This window comes from Nocardiopsis sp. NPDC055551 (assembly GCF_053619415.1).
On record NZ_JBSHJJ010000001.1, the window covers coordinates 540,535 to 562,228 of the forward strand.

Annotated in this window: 17 protein-coding genes; 9 read left to right on the forward strand and 8 right to left on the reverse strand. The window is 69.5% G+C overall.

Features of this window, described 5'->3' with window-relative positions; genetic code table 11:
- The 5 genes from ACWGSK_RS02205 to ACWGSK_RS02225 all read right to left on the reverse strand — a co-directional run bounded on the left by ACWGSK_RS02205 (nucleotide 1) and on the right by ACWGSK_RS02225 (nucleotide 3,995).
- Nucleotides 1-1,098, reverse strand: coding sequence for a M20 family metallopeptidase (locus ACWGSK_RS02205; RefSeq protein ID WP_358509074.1), 1,098 nt, complete (start codon nucleotides 1,096-1,098; stop codon nucleotides 1-3).
- 42 nt (nucleotides 1,099-1,140) lie between these two features.
- Nucleotides 1,141-2,391, reverse strand: coding sequence for an AI-2E family transporter (locus tag ACWGSK_RS02210; RefSeq protein ID WP_452455031.1), 1,251 nt, complete (start codon nucleotides 2,389-2,391; stop codon nucleotides 1,141-1,143).
- A gap of 292 nt (nucleotides 2,392-2,683) precedes the next feature.
- Nucleotides 2,684-3,076 carry a VOC family protein gene (locus ACWGSK_RS02215; protein WP_067604217.1) on the reverse strand — a complete coding sequence of 131 codons (393 nt, stop codon included), beginning with the start codon at nucleotides 3,074-3,076 and terminating at the stop codon, nucleotides 2,684-2,686.
- Between the two features lie 88 nt (nucleotides 3,077-3,164).
- Nucleotides 3,165-3,374, reverse strand: coding sequence for a hypothetical protein (locus tag ACWGSK_RS02220; RefSeq protein WP_358509069.1), 210 nt, complete (start codon nucleotides 3,372-3,374; stop codon nucleotides 3,165-3,167).
- Nucleotides 3,375-3,479: 105 nt separating this feature from the next.
- Nucleotides 3,480-3,995: a pyridoxamine 5'-phosphate oxidase family protein gene (locus ACWGSK_RS02225; RefSeq protein WP_358509067.1), complete on the reverse strand. Its 516-nt coding sequence runs from the start codon at nucleotides 3,993-3,995 to the stop codon at nucleotides 3,480-3,482.
- A 131-nt stretch (nucleotides 3,996-4,126) separates the two neighbouring features.
- Here ACWGSK_RS02225 and ACWGSK_RS02230 point away from each other — a divergent pair, with 131 nt between their 5' ends.
- From ACWGSK_RS02230 to ACWGSK_RS02250, 5 genes are all read left to right on the forward strand, one after another.
- Nucleotides 4,127-6,682, forward strand: coding sequence for a M14 family zinc carboxypeptidase (locus tag ACWGSK_RS02230; RefSeq protein ID WP_452455032.1), 2,556 nt, complete (start codon nucleotides 4,127-4,129; stop codon nucleotides 6,680-6,682).
- Between the two features lie 109 nt (nucleotides 6,683-6,791).
- Nucleotides 6,792-7,253: a GNAT family N-acetyltransferase gene (locus tag ACWGSK_RS02235; RefSeq protein ID WP_358509064.1), complete on the forward strand. Its 462-nt coding sequence runs from the start codon at nucleotides 6,792-6,794 to the stop codon at nucleotides 7,251-7,253.
- Nucleotides 7,254-7,622: 369 nt separating this feature from the next.
- Nucleotides 7,623-8,345, forward strand: a complete 723-nt coding sequence (locus ACWGSK_RS02240; RefSeq protein ID WP_358509062.1) for a DUF4352 domain-containing protein — start codon at nucleotides 7,623-7,625, stop codon at nucleotides 8,343-8,345.
- A gap of 346 nt (nucleotides 8,346-8,691) precedes the next feature.
- Complete coding sequence (locus ACWGSK_RS02245) at nucleotides 8,692-10,836, forward strand: fibronectin type III domain-containing protein (protein WP_452455033.1); 2,145 nt, start codon at nucleotides 8,692-8,694, stop codon at nucleotides 10,834-10,836.
- A 37-nt stretch (nucleotides 10,837-10,873) separates the two neighbouring features.
- On the forward strand, nucleotides 10,874-11,329 hold the full coding sequence (locus ACWGSK_RS02250; protein WP_452455034.1) for a hypothetical protein: 456 nt from the start codon (nucleotides 10,874-10,876) through the stop codon (nucleotides 11,327-11,329).
- A 51-nt stretch (nucleotides 11,330-11,380) separates the two neighbouring features.
- Here ACWGSK_RS02250 and eccCa read toward each other — a convergent pair whose 3' ends face one another.
- Nucleotides 11,381-15,277, reverse strand: coding sequence for a type VII secretion protein EccCa (gene eccCa / locus ACWGSK_RS02255; protein WP_452455184.1), 3,897 nt, complete (start codon nucleotides 15,275-15,277; stop codon nucleotides 11,381-11,383).
- Between the two features lie 349 nt (nucleotides 15,278-15,626).
- Here eccCa and eccD point away from each other — a divergent pair, with 349 nt between their 5' ends.
- Nucleotides 15,627-16,973: a type VII secretion integral membrane protein EccD gene (gene eccD, locus ACWGSK_RS02260; protein ID WP_452455035.1), complete on the forward strand. Its 1,347-nt coding sequence runs from the start codon at nucleotides 15,627-15,629 to the stop codon at nucleotides 16,971-16,973.
- A gap of 81 nt (nucleotides 16,974-17,054) precedes the next feature.
- Here eccD and ACWGSK_RS02265 read toward each other — a convergent pair whose 3' ends face one another.
- Nucleotides 17,055-19,703, reverse strand: a complete 2,649-nt coding sequence (locus ACWGSK_RS02265; RefSeq protein WP_452455037.1) for a TPR repeat region-containing protein — start codon at nucleotides 19,701-19,703, stop codon at nucleotides 17,055-17,057.
- Between the two features lie 66 nt (nucleotides 19,704-19,769).
- The gene (locus ACWGSK_RS02270) at nucleotides 19,770-20,198 is read right to left on the reverse strand and encodes a hypothetical protein (protein WP_358509052.1); all 429 of its coding nucleotides are present in this window, start codon (nucleotides 20,196-20,198) and stop codon (nucleotides 19,770-19,772) included.
- A gap of 393 nt (nucleotides 20,199-20,591) precedes the next feature.
- Between ACWGSK_RS02270 and ACWGSK_RS02275 the strand changes: the two genes are divergently transcribed.
- The 3 genes from ACWGSK_RS02275 (at nucleotide 20,592) to ACWGSK_RS02285 (ending at nucleotide 21,692) form a co-directional block, all read left to right on the forward strand.
- The gene (locus ACWGSK_RS02275; RefSeq protein WP_358509050.1) at nucleotides 20,592-20,924 is read left to right on the forward strand and encodes a hypothetical protein; all 333 of its coding nucleotides are present in this window, start codon (nucleotides 20,592-20,594) and stop codon (nucleotides 20,922-20,924) included.
- Nucleotides 20,925-20,991: 67 nt separating this feature from the next.
- Nucleotides 20,992-21,288 (forward strand): WXG100 family type VII secretion target, encoded by a 297-nt coding sequence (locus ACWGSK_RS02280; protein ID WP_358509048.1) that lies wholly within the window; start codon nucleotides 20,992-20,994, stop codon nucleotides 21,286-21,288.
- A gap of 23 nt (nucleotides 21,289-21,311) precedes the next feature.
- Nucleotides 21,312-21,692, forward strand: coding sequence for an ABC transporter permease (locus ACWGSK_RS02285; RefSeq protein ID WP_452455038.1), 381 nt, complete (start codon nucleotides 21,312-21,314; stop codon nucleotides 21,690-21,692).
- Nucleotides 21,693-21,694: the final 2 nt, after the last annotated feature.

The window sequence follows — 21,694 nt, forward strand, 5'->3', positions numbered from 1 at the left end:
TCAGGTGCGGATCGCCCTCACCAGGTCGGCGGCCAGCCGCGCGCGCTCGACCATGGAGTCCACCACCAGGTACTCGTGGTCGGCGTGCGCGCCGCCTCCGACCGCGCCCAACCCGTCCAACGTGGGCACGCCCGACGCCGCGGTGAAGTTGCCGTCGCTGCCACCGCCCACCGCTACACCCTCGATTCCCGGCAGCGACCACCGGGCCTTCGCCAGCAGCTCCGCCGCCCCCTCCGGCGGCATCGGCGGCCGGTTCACCGAACCCGTCACCGTGAGCTCCGCGCCCGCCAGGACCGGGCTCAGATTCGCGAACGCCGTCTCCACCCGGTCCTTCTCCGCCGCGGAGGGCACACGCACGTCCACCACGATCGTGGCCTCCGCCGGCACCACGTTGTCGGTGGTCCCCGCCGCGGCCACGGTCGGCGTCACCGTCGTGCCCACCTCTGGGCGATCCAACGCGGCGATCGCCAGGACCTGGTGGGCGGCTTCCACCAGCGCGTTCACGCCCGCCTCGGGTTCCAACCCGGCGTGTGAGGCCACGCCGCGCACCGCCACCTCGAACGTCCCGCAGCCCTTACGGGCGACCTTCAGGTGCCCGTCCGCGGTGGCGCCCTCGAACACCAGCACCGCGTCGCACGCCCGCGCCCGCTCCTCGATGAGCGCCCGCGAGTAATGCGAGCCGACCTCCTCGTCGGCGGTCACCAACAGCTCCACCCCGGAGGGATTCTCCAACGTGGCCAGACCGTGGATCGCCTGCACCAGGCCGCCCAACATGTCGTAGACACCGGGGCCCGTGGCGTGACCGCCCTCCACCCGGAACGGGCGGTGCTCCAGGGTGCCCAAGGGGAAGACCGTGTCGTGGTGGCCGAGCACCAGGACCCGGGGCGTACCCCCGCCCGACCAGCGCACGTGCGTCCCGGCCGGCCCGTCCACGAGGGTGGCGCGCCCGCCCAGGCGGTGCTCGACCAGCGCGGCCACCGCCTCGGCCGACCTTCGCAGAGCGGCGAGGTCCCGGGAAGGGGACTCGACCTCCACGAGCGTCCGCAGGTCTTGGAGCATGGCGTCGACGTCGAGGTCGGTATCTTCGCGCTTGATCATGGAGTCAGGTTACGGGCCCGGCACCGGAGCCACCTCGGTGTACTAGGGCGTAGGTGTACCGTCCGGCTCGGAGAGGGGCGCGGTGTCCGGCCCGCTCCCCGGGCGTTCGCGCAGCAGCGCCGCCAGCACCGCGGCGATCGGGGTGGCCAGGAACAACCCCGCGACGCCGCCGAGGAAACCACCGACGGTGAGCGCGATCAACACCACGGCGGAGGGCAGGTCGAGGGATCGGCCGTAGACGCGCGGCGCGAAGACGTTGCTCTCCAACTGCTGCACCAGCAGCACGACGCCGAGGATGATCAGTGCCACGATCCAGCCCTCGGTCACCAGGGCCACCAGAACGGCCAGAAGACCGCTCACGAACGCGCCGACGACCGGCAGGAACGCCCCGACGAAGGTGAGGACGATCAGAGGGACCGCCAGGCCGGTGTCGATCAACAGGAGCAGCGCGATACCGACGCCCACCGCGTCGAACAGGCCCACCAGCGCCACGCCCCGAACGTAGTGACCCATGACGTCCCAGGTCACTCGGGAGGAGCGGTGCAGGACCGGGCGAGAACGGGGCGGAAACAGCCGCGCGATCCACTCCATGAGCTTGTCGCCCGAGTGCAGGAAGTAGATCGTCAGGACGAGGATCAGCACGATTCCGAGCACGATCCGGGACACGGCGGTGGTCGCCGTCCACGCGCCACTGAGGATCTGGTCGGAGTTGTCCGAGATCAGGGACCTGGCTTGGGCCCAGGCGTTGTCGATGGCCTCGGTGAGCAGGGCCGGATCGAGCCCGAACGGCAGCTGAATCGACCCGATCCGGGCGATGGCCTGGTTGACGCTGTCCACCAGGCCACCGAAGCCGGCGACCGCGGGCGTCACGATCAGGGTGACGGCCACGCTGTAGACGATCAACGCCACGAGCAGGGTGATGGTCGTGGACGCGCCCCGGCCGAACCCCGCGCGTCGGATCATGTTGGGCCGACGCAGCCGGTTGGCCAGCGGCATCAGCAACGCGGTCAGGAACACCGCGATGATCACCGGAAGCGTGACCACGGACAGGTGGATCAGTCCGTAGACCAACAGGCCGGCGAACACGCCGATGATCAACAGCCGCCAGCACGTGTCGCTGACCACGCGCAGGAGGTCACCGGCGCCGGTGTCGTCCCGCGTCTCGGTGCCCTCGTCGACGGGGAGGCTCTCCGCCCGCTCGGCCTCCCGCCGCCGGTCCTGTTCGGCACGGGCCCGGCGGGTCGCGTTCCACCTGTTGGCAAGTGCCCCTACTCCCGGCCACTCGGATCGCACATGGACTCCGTTCTCTCGGTGGTGTCGTCTTCTATGGGGGATACGGGGGAGAGGGGAGGTGGCCCGGGCCGTTGGGGCGGCACGGGATGGTCAAGAGTCTGCCCGTGCCGCACGGGAGGGTGCCGGATCGTGGCGCGGCGTGTCGTCGTGAAGTGGTGCCCCTCACCACATGGGGGCCGGCGCTGTTGAGGAGACGACGCGAACGAGGAAGACCCCGCCGTGGGAGTCGGCGGGGTCGTCGGGCGCGTGATGGCGACGGGTCGGGCGGGCGAGCGTCAGGCTCGTTCGGTGGTCAGAACTCGCGCTGGTCCCGGCGCAACGGGTGGTCGTCCGGAACCTGCACCAGGACGATGCGCACCCCGTCCGGGTCGGCGACCCACGCCTCGACCAACCCCCAGAACTCCTTCTGCGGGGGACGCAGCCCCCGGGCGCCCAGGGCGGTCACCCGGGCGTACTCGGCGCGCACGTCGCGCACCTGCAACCACAGCGACATCGACGGCACCCCGGAGGATTCTGCGTGCCCGGACACCTCCAACAGGCCGTTGCCGAGGAAGAACACGGTTCCTGGCGCGTCGGGCGGCCCGAACTCGCGGTGCACGCCGAGTTCGAGCACGTCACGGTAGAAGGAACGGCTACGCGTCGGATCGGTGGGGTGGATCATCACGCGGCTGCTGAGAACATCCATACCCGACATCCTGCCCGTTACGGAAGCGCGGGCCCAAACGGCACTCCGTTTCGTGCCCCCGGTCGCGAAACCGCCCCGGAGCCGCCGCTCACTCCGAGGGCTGGGGGAGCGTCGGGCACTCGATGGTCGGGTTGACCCCGAGGTAGTTGAGCGGGCCGACGAAGACGGTCACCACGGTGCTGCCCAGCGTCGAACAGTTGGTGTCCGCTGGACTGAAGTAGCCGCGTTGGAAGGCCGCTACCAGACCGATCACCAACCACAGCACGACGAGGACGGAGAGAACGATACTGATGCGCACTAATGCCTCCCGGGGGTGGAGCCGTTGCGATCGTCGGGGTCTCGAATTTCTTGGGAAGACCTACCCCGCGATCCCCGATCCTCACCTACGAGCGCGTCCCCGTGGTCATGGGCGCTCGAACCGCCAGCGGGTGGGGCCGTGGTCGGTGGTGTCGGTGGGAAAGGCGTACACGGTGCTCGGCCGTACCGCGTACACCGCGTAAGGCGGGGGACCGGCGGTGGGGGCTCCGTCCGGGCCGACCAGCAGATCTCCCTCGGATAGCGGGGCCCACCCATAGACCACCGGGTAGGTCTCGGCGACCACGCGCACCTTCTCGGGGTCGCGTACCCGTTCCGCGGGGCCCTCCACCACCACGTCCCAACGGCCGGTGGACACGGCCAGACTCACCGGTGCCCCCTCGGTCAGCGATCGCGCCTTCGCGCTGTCCGGCCCGCACGCGAAGTGGGGCAGTCCGCGCGACCACACCGCGAGCAACGGCCGCGTGTGCGGGGCCGAGCCGGTGCGAGTGACGGTCAGCCAGTAGGTGCCGGTCGTCTCCGACAGCTCCCGCGACATCGCGGTCCAGGCCGCCGCCGGAGCGTCGATCAGTGCTTCGGTACCGGTGGGGAGGTGCTCGTCCATGGTGCGCACCCTAAACGGGGGCACCGACATTCCGGCAGAGGTCCCGGGTGGACACGGAAAAGTCGACCCTGGCCGTCTTGTGGCAGCCCCACCGGACAGGTAGGAACGTCGAAGACCACAGGAGGAGCCTCGTGCACAATCCCCCCGATAGCCGCACCGCCCGTCCCGTAGCACTCGCCGGAGCCACGGCCGCGTTCGCGGCCCTGTGCCTGATGGCCGCGCCCACGCCCGCCCTCGCCGAACCCCGCGACGACGCCAACGGCCCCGAACGCGACGAGGTCGCCGCCGGTGCGGAGGCCCTGACCGCCGAACCGTTGGCCGAGCCCCCGTCCGCGCCCGGGGTCGAGGCGGACGCCGCCTACCCGCGTCAGAACGAGCTTCCCGTCCCGCCCGAGGATCCCGACGACCACTCCGTCAAACTCGGACTGGTCCCCTTCCACGACATCGCGCCGACGCTCAACGACCTACAGGAGACCTCCGACCGGGTCAGCGCCGAGATCATCGGTGAGTCCGTGCAGGGACGCGACCTGTACCTGGTCACCCTCACCGAACCCGAGACGCGCGCCGAGGCCCGCCATCAGCGGCGCATGCGCGAGCTGATCTCCGAGAACCCCGATCGGGCCGCCCGCGACCACACCCTGATCGACCGGTACAAGACACCGGTGCACGTCAACGCCAACATCCACGGCAATGAATGGGAGGGCACCGACGCCTCGCTGCGCGTCATCGAGGAGCTGGCCACCGCCGAGGACGAACGGACCGAGGAACTGCTGGAGTCCTCACGTCTGTACTTCACCGTCACCGCCAACCCGGACGGTCGGGTGGCGGGCACCCGCGCCAACAGCGCCGGGTTCGACCTCAACCGTGACTTCGTCACCGTCTCCCAACCGGAGTCGGCCGCGATCCGTCAGGTCATGATCGACACCCGGCCGGTGGTGATGATCGACCAGCACGGGTACGTCAACGGCACCCTCATCGAACCCACCACGCCGCCGCACGGCCAGAACTACGAGTACGACCTGTTCATCAAGAACACCTACGCGAACGCCATAGAGATGGAGCAGGCCGTCCTCGACCTGGGGTACACCCCCGAGGAGGACGGGGTGGAACCGCCACAGATCCCCTTCCGGGACCAGGAGGACGGCTGGGACGACTGGCCGCCCATCTTCACCCCCATGTACGCCCCCTACCAGGGCGCGGTCGCCGCGGCCACCATCGAGTTTCCGATGCGGGTCAACAACGCCGACTACGACCTGCCGGAGGAGGAACTGCGGCGGCGCAGCGCCATCAACACCGACATCTCAGCCGCCACGATCGAGGCCACCCTGGACTACGCCCAGGACAACCACGAAGAGTTGGTCGGTGACCAGATCGAGGTGTTCCGTCGCGGGGCCAACGGTGAGGAACAGGTCGTCCCGCCCCGGGATTGGGTGCCGGGCTTCGGCCCCGAGGACGTGTACACCACCGACTTCCCACGTGGTTACGTGATCCCCGCCGGGGAGGGACAGAGATCCGTGCCGGCCGCCGCACGCCTGGTCGACTTCCTCGTCGCCAACGACGTGCGTGTCCAACGCGCCGACGAGGGGTTCGAGCTGGACGGCGCCGTCTACCCGGCCGGGTCCTACGTCGTGGACATGCATCAGCCCAAACGCGGCATGGCCAACGTCCTGCTGGAGGACGGACGCGACATCAGCGACGACGTGGAGGCGATGTACGACATCTCCGGGTGGAGCCACGGGCGCCTGTGGGGCGCCACCGTGACCGCCGTCGAGTCCGAGCCGCCCACCGGCACCGCGGTGGCGGTCGCCGATCCCACCGGGAGGGTCGAGGGTGAGGGCGACTGGAACCTGCGACTGGACGACGCCGCGGACGTCGCGGCGCTCAACGACCTGGTCGAGGCCGGAGTGGAGCCGGTCCAGGCAGGTCAGGGAACGGTGTGGGTGCCGGCCGAGGCCGCCGACACGGTGGCCGAGGTCGCCGAACGCCACGGAGCGGTGTTCACCGCCGCCGACACCGCACCGGAGGGTCCCGTCCTGGGGCCTGCCCGGGTGGCCGTGGCCGGGGCCGCCGACGAGGTCTTCACCCTGGGCGAGTTGGGATTCGACGTGACCACGGTGTCCACCGCCGTGCTCAACGACGGGTTCGACTGGTCCGACATCGACGTGCTGTACGTGGCCGGTGGCCTGGTCCACGGTGACCTGAACGAGGACGCGAGGGCGGCCCTGGACACGTTCCTGGAACGGGGTGGGGTCGTGGCGCGCGGCGCGACCGGGGCCCGGTTCAACGAGGCGGCCGGCCTGTTGGACGCCACCCGTGACTCGGGCCGTTCCGACGCCAACGGTGTGGTGCGTGTGGACGACGGCGACGGGGTCCTGGGTGGGACCGGCGGGTACGGGTTCGTGTACTCGCCCGGGTGGTTCACCGACCTGGGCGACGGCGTCACGGTCGAACAGTCCTACGCGGCCGAGAACCCCTTGGTCGCCGGGCACTGGCGGCCCGGGGCCGATGGCACGGGAGGTCGGCAGGACGCGGCCGGACAGGCGTCCGTGGTCAGCGGGGTCGCCGAACCCGGCGCCGCGGTGGTGCTGTTCGGTACCGAACCGCTGTTCCGCAACCACCCCAAGGGCCTGTTCGGTCAGGTCGGGCAGGCCCTGCACTGGTCGGCCGCCGTCGACGGCGCCGCCTGATCCTCGGCACGAAGAGGTGCGCCCCGAGACCACCCGGTCCCGGGGCGCACCCGTGTCCGGGCGTGAAAAACGGGTGGGAACCGTGGAAGCGGACCTCTACGGTGTTCGGATGCGCACCCCCTCTCTCCACGCCGTGGAGATCACCCCCGACAACGTCGTCACCGCCATCAAGGTGAAGGTCCGTGAGGACCAGAACACCTTCGTCGCCCCCGTCGTCACCTCCTTGGCCGAGGCCTACGCCTCCCGCGAGACCGTGTGGACCCGCCTGATCCTGGACGGCGACCGCCCCGTCGCCTTCGTCATGGCCGACTTCGTCTCCGATGAGGACGACCCCGATTTCCGCTGTGGCCTGTGGCGGCTCAACGTCGCCGAGGGGGAGCAGGGCAAGGGCTACGGGCGCTTCGCCGTGCGGTCCTTCCTCGCGGAGGCGCGCGGTCGTGGAAACGAGCGGGTCACCGTGATGTGGGTGCCGGGGGAAGGTGGCCCGGCGGAGTTCTATCGCAAACTCGGCTTCCGCGAGACCGGCCGGGTCTTCGACGGTGAAGTCGTCGCGGAGCTGTTCCTGGACTGACCCACCGCCCCCGACAAGCCGAGCCGTCCCGGGATCACCGAAAATTCGGCCTTGATCATGAACGTCGCGTCGAAGCCAAGGAAGGGTATCGCGTGCCACCTCCACCATCTAGAGCGCGTGAAAACCCGGAATGGGAGGGGGTGTGTGAGGCCGGTTCAGGGAGAAATCCCTGGTTTCTTCGGGTAACCCTATCCGGAGGTTGCCTCGGCTAATTGAATTTTCCGGGGAATTGGGAATTCCCGGCCGCATTCCAAGTGAACATTTTTGAGGAATTTGTGCTACTTACCCGGGCGTAACACTCAATCTTGTGAGTGAGGTTGAACCCGCCCGACCTGGGTTTGGTTCCTTCTCTCCCGGAGGTGGAGCGCCATGGGTGGCATGCAGCACGGCCAAGATCCGGAACAGCCCGAGCCGTATGGGCCCGGCCCGAACCAGGGCTACGTACCCCCGCACGGAGCGGCCCCGCCCCAGGGATACACGCCGCCCCAGGGGTTCCCTCCACCACAGGGTTACGGGCCTCCGCAGGGTTACGGGCCACCGCCGATGGCGCCGGTCGCGAAGAAGAAGCGGCGCAAGTGGCCCTGGATCCTGCTCGGGATCTTCCTCTTCTGCGTGCTGGTGTACGCCTGCACCGCGGGAGGTGGCGGGGAGGATACCGAGAGCACCGCAGGCGGAGGAGGAACGGCCCCGGAGGAAGAGTCCGTCGAAACGGTCGGTGTCGGAGAACCCGGGGAGGTCGGCAGCTGGCTCGTCACCGTGAACGGAACCGAGACGGCAGGCGCCGTCGGCGACGGTTACTCCCAGGAACAGGCTCAGGGCGAGTTCGTCATCGTCGACGTGACCGTGGAGAACAGCGGTACGGAAGCCACCTACTTCGACGAGACCGCGCTGTCCTTGATCGATGCCGACGGTAACGAGCACTCCGCCGGATACGTCCCCGGTGAGGAAGACTTCTTCCTCGAACAGATCAACCCGGGTAACGAGTCCTCCGGACGTGCGGTCTTCGACGTTCCCGAGGGAACCGAACCGGTCACCCTGCAGGTCGAGGACACGCTCTCCTTCGAGGACCCGCTGGAGATTCGGCTGGGCTGAGTGAAGAACGCAGGAGCCCCGCACACGGATGAACCGGTGCGGGGCTCCGGGCATGATCGGGCGCCAGGGCCTCGGCACTGAGGGCGGTGGAGTCACCGTGACCGGTGTTGACCAGGATCTCTTCTTGTAGAGGCGGTGAACGCTCCCGGATGGCGGCCACGATGGTCGGGAAACCCGAGGGGGACCGACCTGTCATCCCCGGCGGTGTCGCGGGGGATTCGCGTTGACGTCTTCCGGGGCGTCTGGTTTTGTACAGATGCCCGTATCGCCCCCCGATGCGGTCGATTCCACCTCCCTTGCCGCCTGGAGGGCGGAAGGCGTTCGGCGTGGACAGTCGAAGGAGAGCGTGGAGATCGTGAGCCATCAGTCGGCGCGTGCTGGATTCGGGCGATCGAAACGGTTACTCGGCACACTCGCCAGGCGTACCCGGGCGGGCTCCTCCGGGCTGGTGTTGACGATCATGGCCACGGCCCTGGTCGGTACCGCCTTCGGGGTCGGTGCCCTCGGCCAGGAGGACGACGTCTCCGACGGCGCCGCCTGGTTGTGGAACGCGTCCGTCGGTGAGGCCATCCGCGTCAACGGCAACAACGCCGAGATCGACCTGGTGGCGTCCCTGCCCGAATCCGAGGGCGGCCGCGTCGAGGTCGAGCAGAATGACGACTACCTGTTGCTCACCGATCCCGAGACGGGTCGGGTCACCTCGGTCGACCTCGATGACCTGGGCTTCTCCGGCAGACTTGACCTCGGGGGAGGGGACTTCGCCGTGATCCTGGGGAAGGCGGCGGCGGTGGTGGTCGATCGCGCGGCCGGGGAGGTCAGGGCGGTCGACCCGGCCACGCTCCAGGCCACCGGAGCCTCCCTCACCCTGGAGGGTCCCCTGGTGGGAGGGGGCTTCGACGACTCCGACACCCTGTGGTTGGGCGTGCCCGCCCAGGGCAACGCCGTCGGTATCCAGGTCACCGAGGGCGAGGCCGCCATCACACAGACCGTGGCCGTCTCCTCACCCGGATCCGACATCGGGGTCACGGTGTTCGACGACGGGGCCATGGTGCTCGACCGCGGTGGTGACCGGGCGGTCGCCATGCGAGAGGGCGACGAACCGGTCATGGTCACCATGCCCGTGACGCTGGAGGGCTCACAGATGCCCGCTCGCACCCATGGGGACATGGCCGCGGTGACCAAGACCGAGGACGGGGAGATCGTCACCCTCCTGCACCCCTACGGCGCCGCGCAGACCTCGAAGTTCCCTCTGGGCCATCCCGGGGGCGGCCTCGGCGTTCCCTTCGAGGGGCGTGTGTACGTGCCCTACGACGACGAGGGCGTCGTGCGGTCCTACACGCCCAACGGTCGTGAACTCGACACGGTCACCCTGCCCGACGCCGAGGGACCCCTCGAACTGGAGGCCCGGGAGGGCAGCCTGTTCGTCAGCGCCCCCGACACCGGTGCGGCCGCGGTCATCGACCCCTCCGGACAGGCCACCCTGGTCGACCTCGCTGAGCCCCCGCCCGGGCCGGGCGAACTGCGAGGAGAGAGCCCCACGTCCTCCGACGCCCCCGGGACGGGACGACCGGAGAACCTGCCCGAGGCGGGCGGTGATCCGGGGCAGGACGGCGGTGGCTCCAACGCGGCGGGAGGGGCCGGGGAACCGACCGAGGAGACCGGTGGCCCACCCGGCGCTCCGACCCCGGTGACCGCCGAGGCCGGGAACGGCGACGTACGACTGAGCTGGACCGAGGCCTACTCACCGGACGCCCCCGTCACCTCCTACGAGATCACGTGGGACGGTGGGGAGACCACGGTGGCCGGCGACGAACTGGACACCGAGGTGAGCGGCTTGGAGAACGGGACCGTCTACCGGTTCCGGGTCCGAGCGGTCAACGAACACGGCACCGGACCGGCCGCGCAGTCATCCCAAGTCACTCCGGACTCCGAGGCCCCGGGTGTTCCCGGGGCGGTCTCGGTGGAGGTGATCGACGCGCGGACCGCCACCGTCTCCTGGGGAGCGGCCGACGGCGCCACCGACTACCTGGTGTCCACCACGGAGACCGGAGGGGGATCGGCCCCCGCCGACCGCACCGGCACGCAGACCTCCCTGGACGTCACCGGGCTGACGGAGGGCGGTACCTACACCTTCACCGTGACCTCGCGGGGAACGGGCGGGGTGACCGGGGAGTCGGTCACCAGCGACCCGGTCACCATGCCCGAGGTCGAGGTGGGCGACCCCGGCGAGGTCTCCCACGGCGTCTCGGGTACCGACGTCACCGTCACTTGGACGGCGGCGGAGAACGCCGAGGGGTACCGGATCACCCCCATGGGGGACGCGGTCGACTTCGCCACGGAGACGACGGTGGAACAGACCACCTCCCAGACCTTCACCCGAACCGTGGGAGCCCACCGGTGCTTCTCCTTCACCGTCACCGCGCTGGGCCCCGGTGACACCGAGGGGGGTTCGGTGCGCAGCGCTTCGAGCTGCCTGAACCCCTTCGAGTGACCACCGAATCCAGCCCTTCGAGGAGGGAACCGAACCGATGAGCACGCAGAGGAAGTGGCGCCGCCGGGCACTGTGGTCGGCGGCCTGTGCCTTGGCGGTGGGCGGTCTGCTCCTGAGCGGGGCGACCGCCGTGCAGAGCGCCGAACCCGCGGACCTGTGCAGTGACGCCCACCCCGACGTGGGCCGGGTGCCCAGGTACACCCAGGTCGCCGATGGCTGGCCCGATGGCGTTCCGGGAGATCCAGGGGGACAGGTGCACCTCTTCTACGAGAGCACCGGTGGGTACAACTGCGCGGTGGTGGTCTCCAACGGCGGTCCCGCCCGCATGGACATCGGTATCCGCGCCGATGGCGTGGCCCCGGACACCTCCGTCGTCGAGAGCGGCACGGTCGCGGGACCGGTCCTGGTCCATGCCCCCGGTGTGTGCGTCCAGGTCACCGCCGCGGTGGGGGAGCGGTCGACACTGTTCCCGAGCGGCAACTGCAACGAGTGAGGTAGGACCCGTGAGCCAAGGGGTGGGCCCGGCACCGGGCCCACCCGGCGCCTAGTCGGTCGGGTCGCTCCACGCCACCTGTACCTGTTCGGCCGGGACGCCCCTGCGGGCCGACAGGGCGCGCCCCTGCGGCAGGCGACGGGACGCCACACCGTTGGCGAGCCGACCCTCCATCCGGTCCCCGGAGAACAACAGCCCCGGCGTGGCCATGTCCACGATCGTCTGCGTGACCGGGTCGAACATCGACCGTGAGGCACCACCGGTACGTCGCGCGGTGATCAGGTGCAGCCCCAGGTCGGCGCCCTGCGTGAGGAACTCCGCCAGCGGCTCCATCGGGTTGTTCCGGCCGGCCACCAGGTCCAGGTCGTCGACGAACACGAACACCTCCAGTCCCTCCCACCAACTGCGCTCCCGCAGTTGCCGGGGGGTGATCTCCGGTCCGGGCAGCCGTTGACGGATCATCCCGGCCAGCTCTTTGGCCATCCCCTGGGTGTGCTGCGGGCTGGTGCTGTAGGCGAGCAGGTACTCCTCCGGGATCAGACCCAGGTGGGCCCGCCGATAGTCGACCATGACGATGCCGACCTCCCCGGCCGGGCGTCGCATCACCTGACGCACCAGGGAGCGGATCAGGGTGCTCTTGCCGGTCTGCGGATCGCCGTAGACCACCAGGTGCGGATCCTCCTCCGGCCGGTACAGGGCGGGGGCCAGGTCGCTCTCGCCCAACCCCAGGATCAGCTCGGGCCCCTGGTGGCGGGGGAGGAGTTCGTCCAGGGTGACCTGGGTCGGTAGCACCCGGACCCGGGGCACCGGAGCGTGGGGCCAGCGGTCCGCCAGCACCCGCACCGCCTCGCGCACGGCCTCGCCCAGGTCGGCGTCCTCACCGACCCCGTCCAAACGGGGCAGGGCGACCTGAACGAACGACTCGTCCGAACGCAGACCCCTGCCGGGGACGTCCTTGGGCATCCGCTCGGCGACCTTGCGTCCCGCCTGGGAGTCGTAGGGGTCGGTCAGGCGCAGTTCGAACCTGCCGCCGAAGAGGGACTGCGTCTTGGACCTGACCTGGTTGCCGGCCGAAGCGGTCAGCACCGTGTGCACGCCCAGGGCGGGGCCGCGCGAGACGATGTCGTTGAGGACGTCGTCCACGTCCTGCAGGGCCTCGCGAACCCCGGCCCAGCCGTCGATGAGCAAGAACACGTCGCCGTGGATCCCCTCGGGCACCCGGCCGTCGACCCGGGCCTGACGCAGGTCGGCGGGGGAGTCCAACCGGGCGCGTCGGAACACGCGCTCGCGCTGGTCGAGAAGGAGGCGTACGTCGGCCAGGACCCGTTGGACCCGTTCCAGGTCCGAACGCCCGGCCACACCCGCCACGTGCGGTAGATCGTCGAACGGCGTCAACGAGCCGCCACCGAAGTCGATCGCGTAGACCGCGACCCGTCCGGGGGGATAACGCCAGGCCAGCGTGGTGATGAGGGTGCGCAGCAGGGTCGACTTGCCGGACTGGGGGCCGCCCATCACCACGACGTTGCTCTCACCACCGGTGAAGTCGAGGTCGGCCGCGCTCTGCGCCTGTTCCCGGGGCAGGTCCGCCAGGCCGATGATCGCCCGCACTTCCGCCGGGTCGGGTTCCACGGGGGAGCCGTCGGGCCCGGTCAGGTCCTCACCCAGCCGCTCCAACAACTCGTCCATGGTCATACGTGCGGGTAGTGGCGGCAGCCAGACCGGCCGCACGGGATCGGCGCCCGAGGCCACCAGGCGGTCCACCGTCACCTGCAGGGTGGTGGGGACCTCGTCCCGCGGGTCCTCCTCGTCCAGGCCCTCCTCCCGTGTCGGTTCGGCGGCCCGGGTCAGCGCCGCCAACCCGTTGAAGGAGATCACCGGCAGCACCCGGGGAACCTCCTCCTCGTGGTCCCGACCCGGCGGCACGTACGGCTGGGAGACCATGGCGGCCTTGAACCGCTCGAAGACGGTCGTGTCCACCTTCAGGTATCCGGACCCCGGCTCGGGTGGCAGGTGGTAGGCGTCGCCGACCCCGATGGCCTCGCGGCTCTCGGCCTCGGAGAAGGTGCGCAGACCGATCCGGTAGGACAGGTGCGACTCCAGGCCCCTGATCTTGCCCGAGTCCAGCCGTTGGGTGGCCAGCAACAGGTGCACGCCGATGGAACGACCGATCCGGCCGATGGCCACGAACAGTTCGGCGAAGTCCGGGTGCGCGGTGAGCAACTCGGAGAACTCGTCGATGATCACCATCAGGTGGGGGAGGGGTTCCAACTCGGGGCGTCTGCTCCGCGCGGTCTCGTAGGCGTGCAGGTTGGGCAGATTCCCCGCGTCCTTGAGCGCCTGCTGTCGTCGGTTGAGTTCACCGAACATCGCCTCACGGAAACGCTCCACCAGGGAGTCGTCGTCGGCGAGGTTGGTGATGAGCCCGGCGCTGTGCGGCAGACGGTCGGTGTCGGCGAAGGTCGCGCCGCCCTTGAAGTCCACCAGGAGCAACGCCAACCGGTCGGGGGCGTGGTTGATCACCAGCGAGGCCACCAGGGTGCGCAGCATCTCCGACTTGCCCGAACCCGTGGCACCCACCACCAACCCGTGCGGGCCCATCCCGCCCATGGCCGACTCCTTCAGGTCGAGCAGGACGGCGTTCCCCTCCGGGCCCACCCCGACGGGCACCCGCAGGAAGTCACCGGTACCGCGCGGGGCCCAGGTCCGCGTCGTGTCCAGCCGGGCCACGTCGGGCACCCCGAGGATCTCCGGCAGACCGATCGTGCTGTGCATGGCGTCGCCGCCGTCGGTGGCCGCCAACCGCAGGGGTGAGAGGGTTCGGGCCAAGGCGGTGAGTAGCTCCGGGTCGGCCTGGTCCGCCCGGCCCGACAACGGGGGATGCTCCTCCACGGGCGCGGCCTGACCGGGGGAGCGCCCCGGGCCCGCGCGATCCTCATGGAGTGAGCCGTCGGCGCCCACGTACAGGCGGGTGTCGACGTGTTCGGGTTCCTCCTTGCGATCGGTCACCAGGAACACCAGGTGGATGCCGATGTCCGCCAGGGACCGCACCGGTGGTTCGGCGGCCAGACCCGACAAGGTGGCCTGGAACTCGCCGTCGACGATCAGGACCAGCCGCTGCGTCCCCGGTCCGGGTGGGGCTCCGCGTCGACGCTGCATGTCGACGGTGCGTCGTTCGATCTCCGCCGACAGCAGTTCGGTCATCTCCACGGTGTTGCCCGCGACCAGACGCGCGGGCAGCGGGCCGTCCCGGACCCCGTCGAAGTCGTTGTGCGGCAGCCACTTCACCGAGTCCCACTCGGTGATGAGCCGCTGGTGGCGCACCAGGCCCAGGCGTACGTCCTCCGGGGCGGAGAAGGTGGCCACCTGGGCGACCAGGGCCCTCGCCACGTTCCGGGTCATCGCCCGCTCTCCCACGATGGACACGACCCCGCACTCGCGCAGGGGCAAGACCAGGGGTTGCTCCGACACGTTCGCGTACAGGTCGACCAGTTGCTCGGCGATGCCCTGACACACGGGGTCGTAGACGACCAACGGATTGGCCCTGTCGACGCTCAGGCTCAGTCCTCGGGTCAGTGGTCGTACGCCCTCGCCGATGCGAACGTGTAGGAAGTCGGGGTCGCCCACCCGCCGCTCCCAACGCCGGGAGGGCAACCGTGCGGCCTCGAAGAGCAGGTGCGGGGCCGGGTGCCGGAACAGGCCCGCGGCCCGCTGTAGACCGGCGACCTCGCGCACCGTCTCCCTCAGGTGGTCGAGATAGTCCAGATACCGTTCGCGCTGCTCGCGGATACGCCGACGGGGGCCGTTGCGTTGGGACACGAACATGACGATGCCCACGGCGACACTGGCCAGCATGACCAGCGCGCCGATCACCGCGAAGAGTGGCCGGTTGCCCAGGGTGATGGTCATCAGCAGCGAACCCGAGCCGGTGATGATCGGCATCATGATCATCGCCGAGGAGCTCGTCGCGGGAGGGCTCTCCGGCAACTGCGGTGGTGTGGCGATCACCAGCGGTGAGGTTCCGGGGTCGGGAACCGCGTGGCGCGCCGGCCGATGGACCAACGTTGTCGACAAGGGGGGCCTTTCCGCTCGTGTGCGCCGGACGCACCGGAACACATCGATTGCTAACGTGATACTTCCGCTTCGCCCGACGACGGACAACTCCGCCCGTGCGGACCTGTGGAGAACCGGTCGCGATCTTGTGGGATCCCATCCAACGGCCTCCGGTTCCGCGGAATCGGGCGTTCCTCACCCCTTGAATCACCTACCCCCTGAACACCTGCGGAACGGAGTGCGTGTCGTGAGCGGATACTGCAGGGTCACGGTCACCGGGCCGGATAAATGGGCGGATCTCGCCCTTCCCGGAACCGTTTCCGTCGCGACCCTGATGCCCCAGGTCGTGCGGATGTGCTCACCCGACCCCGAGGGGCTGCAGGCCGCGGCGTGGAGCCTGGCCCGTGTCGACGGCACCCCCTTGGCCTCCGGAGGTTCCCTGCGCGACGCCGGGGTCCTCGACGGTGACGTCCTCCTCCTGCGCAAGGAGGCCGCTCCGGAACGGCCGACCTTCGTCGACGACGTACGCGGCGCCGTCGAGGACCGGGTGGACGAGACCGCGTGGTTGTGGCGACCCTCCACCACCCTCGGGTTCGGACTGGCCCTGGCCACCCTCGGACCCCTGCTGCTCGCCGTGGTGATGGCCATGGTCCGCACGGCACCGGTCGATCTCGCGGTGGCACCGATGGGACTCCTGATCTCCCTGGGAGCGCTGTGGGTGGCCGAGCGCCGTTCCCTGCCCGGAACCGCGCACGCGCTCCAGGTCGCCGCCTGCGGCTGGGGCGCCCTGACCGCCTCCCTGGCGGTGTCGGCCATGGGTTCGGCGCCACCCGCCCCCGTGGCCCTGGGCCTGTTCGCCTGTGTCGGGGCGCTCACCCCCGCCGCCGTGGGTTGGGCACTGGACAACGCGATGCTGCCCTACCTGGCGGGGCTGAGCGTGGTCACCGGGGCCGCGGGCGGGCTCGTGGCCGTGGGCCTGTTCGTGGACGGTCCCATGGCGCTACGGCTGCTCGCGGTCCTGCTGGTGCTGGGTATCGGGGTCCTGCCGCGAGCCGCCCTGGCCCTGGGCGGGCTGTCCGGACTGGACTACGAGGTGCGTCAGGTGGGCCGGACCGACACCGAACGGTTCGAGACGAGTCTGGCCGCCGGCGACCGGTTGTTGCTGGGTTCCCTGCTGGGGTTGGTGGTGGCCACGGTCGCCGCCGTCGTGCTGTTGGCGTTCACCGGGTCGGGTGCGCGCGACTGGCTGCTGGCGGTCCTGGTGTCGACGGTCCTGCTGTCGCGTTCCCGGCTCTTCGACCGGGTCGCCCACGTGCTCGCGGTCCGCCTGGGCGGGGTGCTCGGCCTGGTCGTGACGGCCGCGGTCGCCTCGACCGGTTCGGGAGGGGGGTCGGCCCTGCTCCCCGCGCTGGGTCTCCTCGCGGGCGCCGCCGTCGGAGCCCTGAGCATGGTGCGCCTGACCGACGTGCCCCGCGCCTCCGTCCGGCGCCTGTTCAACGGTGTGGAGGTCGTCGCCGTCATCGCCCTGTGCGTGGCCGCCGTGTGGGCGCTGGGCGTGTACGAGGCCGTGACCTCGATCCGCCTGCCCTTCTGACACGAGGAACCGCTCGCACTTCCGGCCGAGGTGCGGGCGGTTCTCCACGGCCCGTGGGGCTGGAGGAGGGTTAGCGAAAGACTACTGCTCGTCCTTGACCATGTAGGGCGACGCCTTGTAGTACCTCTCGACCGCGCTTTGGTATTTCTCGACCCAGTCCTCGTGGCCGCCGTTCACCTCCGACTTCTCCCCGGCGTCTTCGAGGGCTTCGTCCAAAATGGGGAAGGTTCCCGCGTCGTCGTCCTCGAGGATTTTCACGACCGCGGGGTAGACCGGGTCCTTGGCCGCGTCGTGGCCTTCGGGGAGCAGCCCCCTGTCCTGCAGTGCCTCGGGGGTGATCGCTCCCCGGTCCAGATAGACCTGGAGGAGCTGCAGTTGGGCGTGCTGATAAGCCTTCTCCCCCGTGTCGACGACGTCCGCGATCGACTTCTTGTCGTCCTCGTCGCCCGAGTTGGCCGCGTCCCAGCGCTCCAGATACGCCTCCTTCTGCGGGCTTTCGAGGAGGCGGAGGATGGTTTCGCCACCGAAGGCGAGGGCGCTGCCCGGCCCCGGGACCGAACCGAGGACTCCGTTGTTGAGTGCGACCCCGATGTTGAACGCCGTCTGCCAGTTGTCGGCCGCCTGCTGCTTCGCCTCCTCCTTGTCGTCGTAACGGTCCTCGTACTCCGTGATCATCGCCTCGTGCAGAAGGGTGCGTAGACGCCCCACCCTCGCCCCCGCGACACCGGCCGCGGTGTCGGCGGGGTCGCCGACCGCGGCGTTGATGACCCGTCTTTCCATCTCCTCGGCCGACGCGGTGATGATCGGCGCGTTGGAGTCGTCCGCGATCAGGAGCTGGAGGAATCCCTGCTTCGTTTCGTCCTTGAGGAGGACGGCGGAGTCCCCGAGGTCGTGCAGCAGGTGGCTCCCCTCCGCGCCGGTGACGGCACCGTACTCGTCCGACTTGCCGCCCACCACGAAATCGTCCTGGTAGGCGAGGTAGATCCGGGTCAGGCCCTTGGTGAGTTCGGGGTTGATCTCGGTGACCGCCTCCTGGTACGCGGAGTCACTCTTGGCGTCCGTGTCGTGGAAGGGCCGGTCGTCCTCGGATCCTGCCAGGGTCGTGATCAACCCGACGGTCGCCTCACCGGCCATCCGGGCCTCGGCGGTGGTTCCCTCCTTGAAATCGGGAATCCAGTCGGTGAGCCCGGCGACGGCCTCGCCCTCGTCATGCCAGTTGTACGAGTACAGGCCCAGGAGCGCGTCGGCGTTGTTCTCGAAGTCCGGCATCCCCGGGATCCGGGCCGCCCTCTCATGGGCCGATCGGGTCATGGGGTGGTCGTGCGCGTCGGTGAGGATGCGGTGGTCGGCCTCCTCATTGCGGGTCGTGACGTCCAAGACCGCCGAAAGGCCCTTGTCATACGACTCGTGCAGGTCGAGGTCCTTGTTGGCCAGGTGGTGGCCCATGCTCAGGGTCGTGTTGGCGGAGAACTCGGTTCCGCCTCGCATGTCCGGATCCGACGCGGCCATCAGTAGACCGAAGTCACGGGCGTCGGCCAGCCAGTTCCCCGAAGGGTCGTTCATGTGGCGGCCGGTGCGCACGTCGTCGTTCGGGCTCGGGATGCCGTTGGCGAGGTTCTGCACGCTCTCGGGGAGCAGGTACTGGCCGCCGCCGACCTTCTCGTCGGAGAGCACCAGGAGACCGTCGGCCATCGCCCCGGTGAACGTCTTGCGTTCGGCGTCACTCCAGTCGGGGCCGTCGTGCCCCTCCAACCAGGGCACGAGCCGGACGACGCCGTTCGGGGTCTGGTCCTCCATCTCCCCGTAGAAGGTTTCGAGGAAGTCGAGCTCCTCCTCGCCCAGGGTCGGCCGGTGCATCGTGGCCCGGTAGGGCTGCCCCAGGGTGGACCGACCGGCCTCTTGGAGTTTCTTCGCCTTCGCCGACACGGCGCCGAGCGCCGCGATGATCTCGTGGAAGCGCGCGTCCGGCTCCTTGTCCCCGTCCAGGTAGGACTTCATCTCCCGGGCCATTTCCTTGGCCTCCTTCGAGGAGACCGGGAGTGGTACGTCCCGCTCCGCGCCGAGGATGTTGTACGCGCCCCAGCCCAGCACCCCGGCCTCCACGAGGACCTTCAGGTTGCTCGGTTCGGGGCCCTCCTTGAGCAGGGTGGCCCGTTCCGCCGCGGTCTCCTCCAAACCGTCCTTGAGCTTTCGCCCCTTGGCCATGTACTCGCGGTGCACCTCGTAGTAGGCGAGCTGGCGCGGACTGGGCACGTGGGGCCCGTACGTCGGTGGGCTCTGGAGCGGACCCGTTCCCCGGTACATCGGGTTCCCCTCGTTGGCGAGCCCCGCCATGACGATCGCGGTCGAGTACCGATCGATCAGCTTCTTGCGCTCACGCCTGAACTCCTCGACGTCCTCGCGCCACCTGTCGGCGATCGACGCGGCGTAGGTGAGGGCGAGGCAGGCCTTGCGCCACTCCTTCTCGTTGAAGGCCCCCGCGGAGCTGATGTCGCCGTCGATCAGGTCGCTGAACTCCTTGGCGGACCTGGTGATGGCCGCGCGCCCCGTTCCCGCGTCGCCCATGACCCGTCCGGTCAGTTTCCAGGCGTCGTCGCACCTCTCCTTGAGGGAGTCCGTCCGCACCTTGGTGTCCGGCGGATCGAACTCGGGGATCCTCTCGGCGGGTGGGGTCAGGGGCGAGGGGGCGGAGGGGAGTAGGGGAACCGAGGGTTCCGGGGTCGAGGTCATGCTCGGTGCCTTCCATGACACGGAGAGGTGGGCGTGGGGTGGTCGAGGGGGCGGGAACACCCGGACCTAGCGGTTCACGTCGAGCCGGAGGTGGGTGGGCGCGACGGGACCGACCGGGCCGTCGGACGCCGGGGCGGCGATGCCCGGGGGCGCCTGGTTCGGGGAGGTGAGCCGCGGGTTCAGGTACGGGATGGCGGCGCGTTGCTCCCCCTCGGCCTCTCCATCGGTCCGTTCGATGAGTCCGGCGGCGGAGACGATGTTCCTGGAGATGGTGATCCCGTTGCTCTCGACCTTCTCCACCGGGCCCTTGTGGTCGGCGAAGTAGGTGGCGAAGGCGCCGTTGATCTTCGCCTCGACCGACTCCTCGTCCAGGGCGTCCATCGCGGTCTCGAAGGCCTTGGAGACCCCGGCCAGGAGTTCGTGCGTCCGCTCGCTGTCGCGCCCGCCAGAGGCCCCCTCACCGGTGTTGCCCGCGATCATCGACGCTTCGCCCATGGCCGACCCTCCTCATTTCCGCTTCGCTGGATGTACCGGTACGGCCAGGGGACCCGGGAGCACGAGGGGCCGGCTGGTGCCACGGGGCACGAGCCCTATGAGACTAGGGAATTCCTCCGACACCTTCCAGTGCGTTCCTCCCGAGCGGTGGTGATGGCGGTCACGCCTTCGGGGATAACCCACGGTCATCCGGATGCCCTGGGGCGCAGGGCATCGGACGGTGTTCGGCGCGATTCCAATCGCGTTGACAGAGGACTCGAAGGTTCACTACCTTCCCTTTTCGAGTGGTTTCACAACCGAACCGGGCGACCTCCCGGAACTCCACGGAGTGGGAACGCCCCTGAACCGGCGATGAACGCAGTTCAGGGGGGTCGGTGAGGAAAGGACCGGTAGATGAGTCAGAGGATCGGAACAGAGGAGACCACCTCCCTTTCCCGAGGTGGGTCACGTCTCGACGAGGAGAGCCAGGGACTCAGGGAACGCCTGCAGTCGTTGCTGGGCGCGCTGGAACAGGACGGGCAGGCGCTCCAGGGCGGTGCTCTCAGGGCCTACCGGGAAGGCCAGAGCGAACTGGTGACCGGGTTCAACTCCCTGCTCGCCTGGTGCGACAAGTACGGCGTCAACCTCAACCTCGGTCAGGAACGCGTCAACTCGACCGACCTCGACAGCGAGGAAGACTTCGCCCGGGCTCAGAACGAGCTCTCCTTCATGAAGCCGATCAACTGAGCGGCCCCCTCGCGCCCGGCTCTTCGCAGCGGCCGGGCCTCAGTGCACCAGAGAGCGAGACCACCACATGAGCCTGAACCGATACGAGGTCGGTGGCGACATCGACCAGCTCACCGAGCTGAACATCGACCAACGCCAGTACCTGGGCTACTTCCGGTCGATCATGCAGGAGATCGACGGGCAGGCCAAGGACCTCGTCACCAAGTGGGAGGGCGGCGACGAGAAGTTCCAGGCCCGCGCCGCCGAGTTCAACAACGCCTTCGACATGACCAACCGCGGCTTCTCGAAGATGGTCGACGCGGTGGACGGCGCCGTGGACGGTTACCAGACCACCAAGCGCTACCTCGACGACCTGTTCGACTGACCGCGGCACGGTCCCGGACACACATGTCCCACCCACCCAAGGCGACGGAGGCGGAACCGGGGGCACCGGTTCCGCCGCCCCCCGCACGGCTCCCCGAGGCCTTCCAGAGCACGCCCGACAGCGAGCGCTACGTCCTCCAGGCCGACGCCCTGCGCCGTCGACAGTTGCGCGCGGCCATACTGTACGGGTCCAGCCGCTACTGGCGCACCCGACAACGCGTGTGGCCCTCGGTGATCGTCGGTCTGATCCTGGCCGCCCTGGTCGCCGCGGCACTCGTGGTGTTCGGCGCCTTCCAGACCCAACGCGACCTCAACGAGGAACGCCGTCAGGACCAGACCCAGAACCCCCTGACCCCCCTGACCCCACAGGAGAGGGATGCCCAGGGAACCGATCAGAACCCCTGATC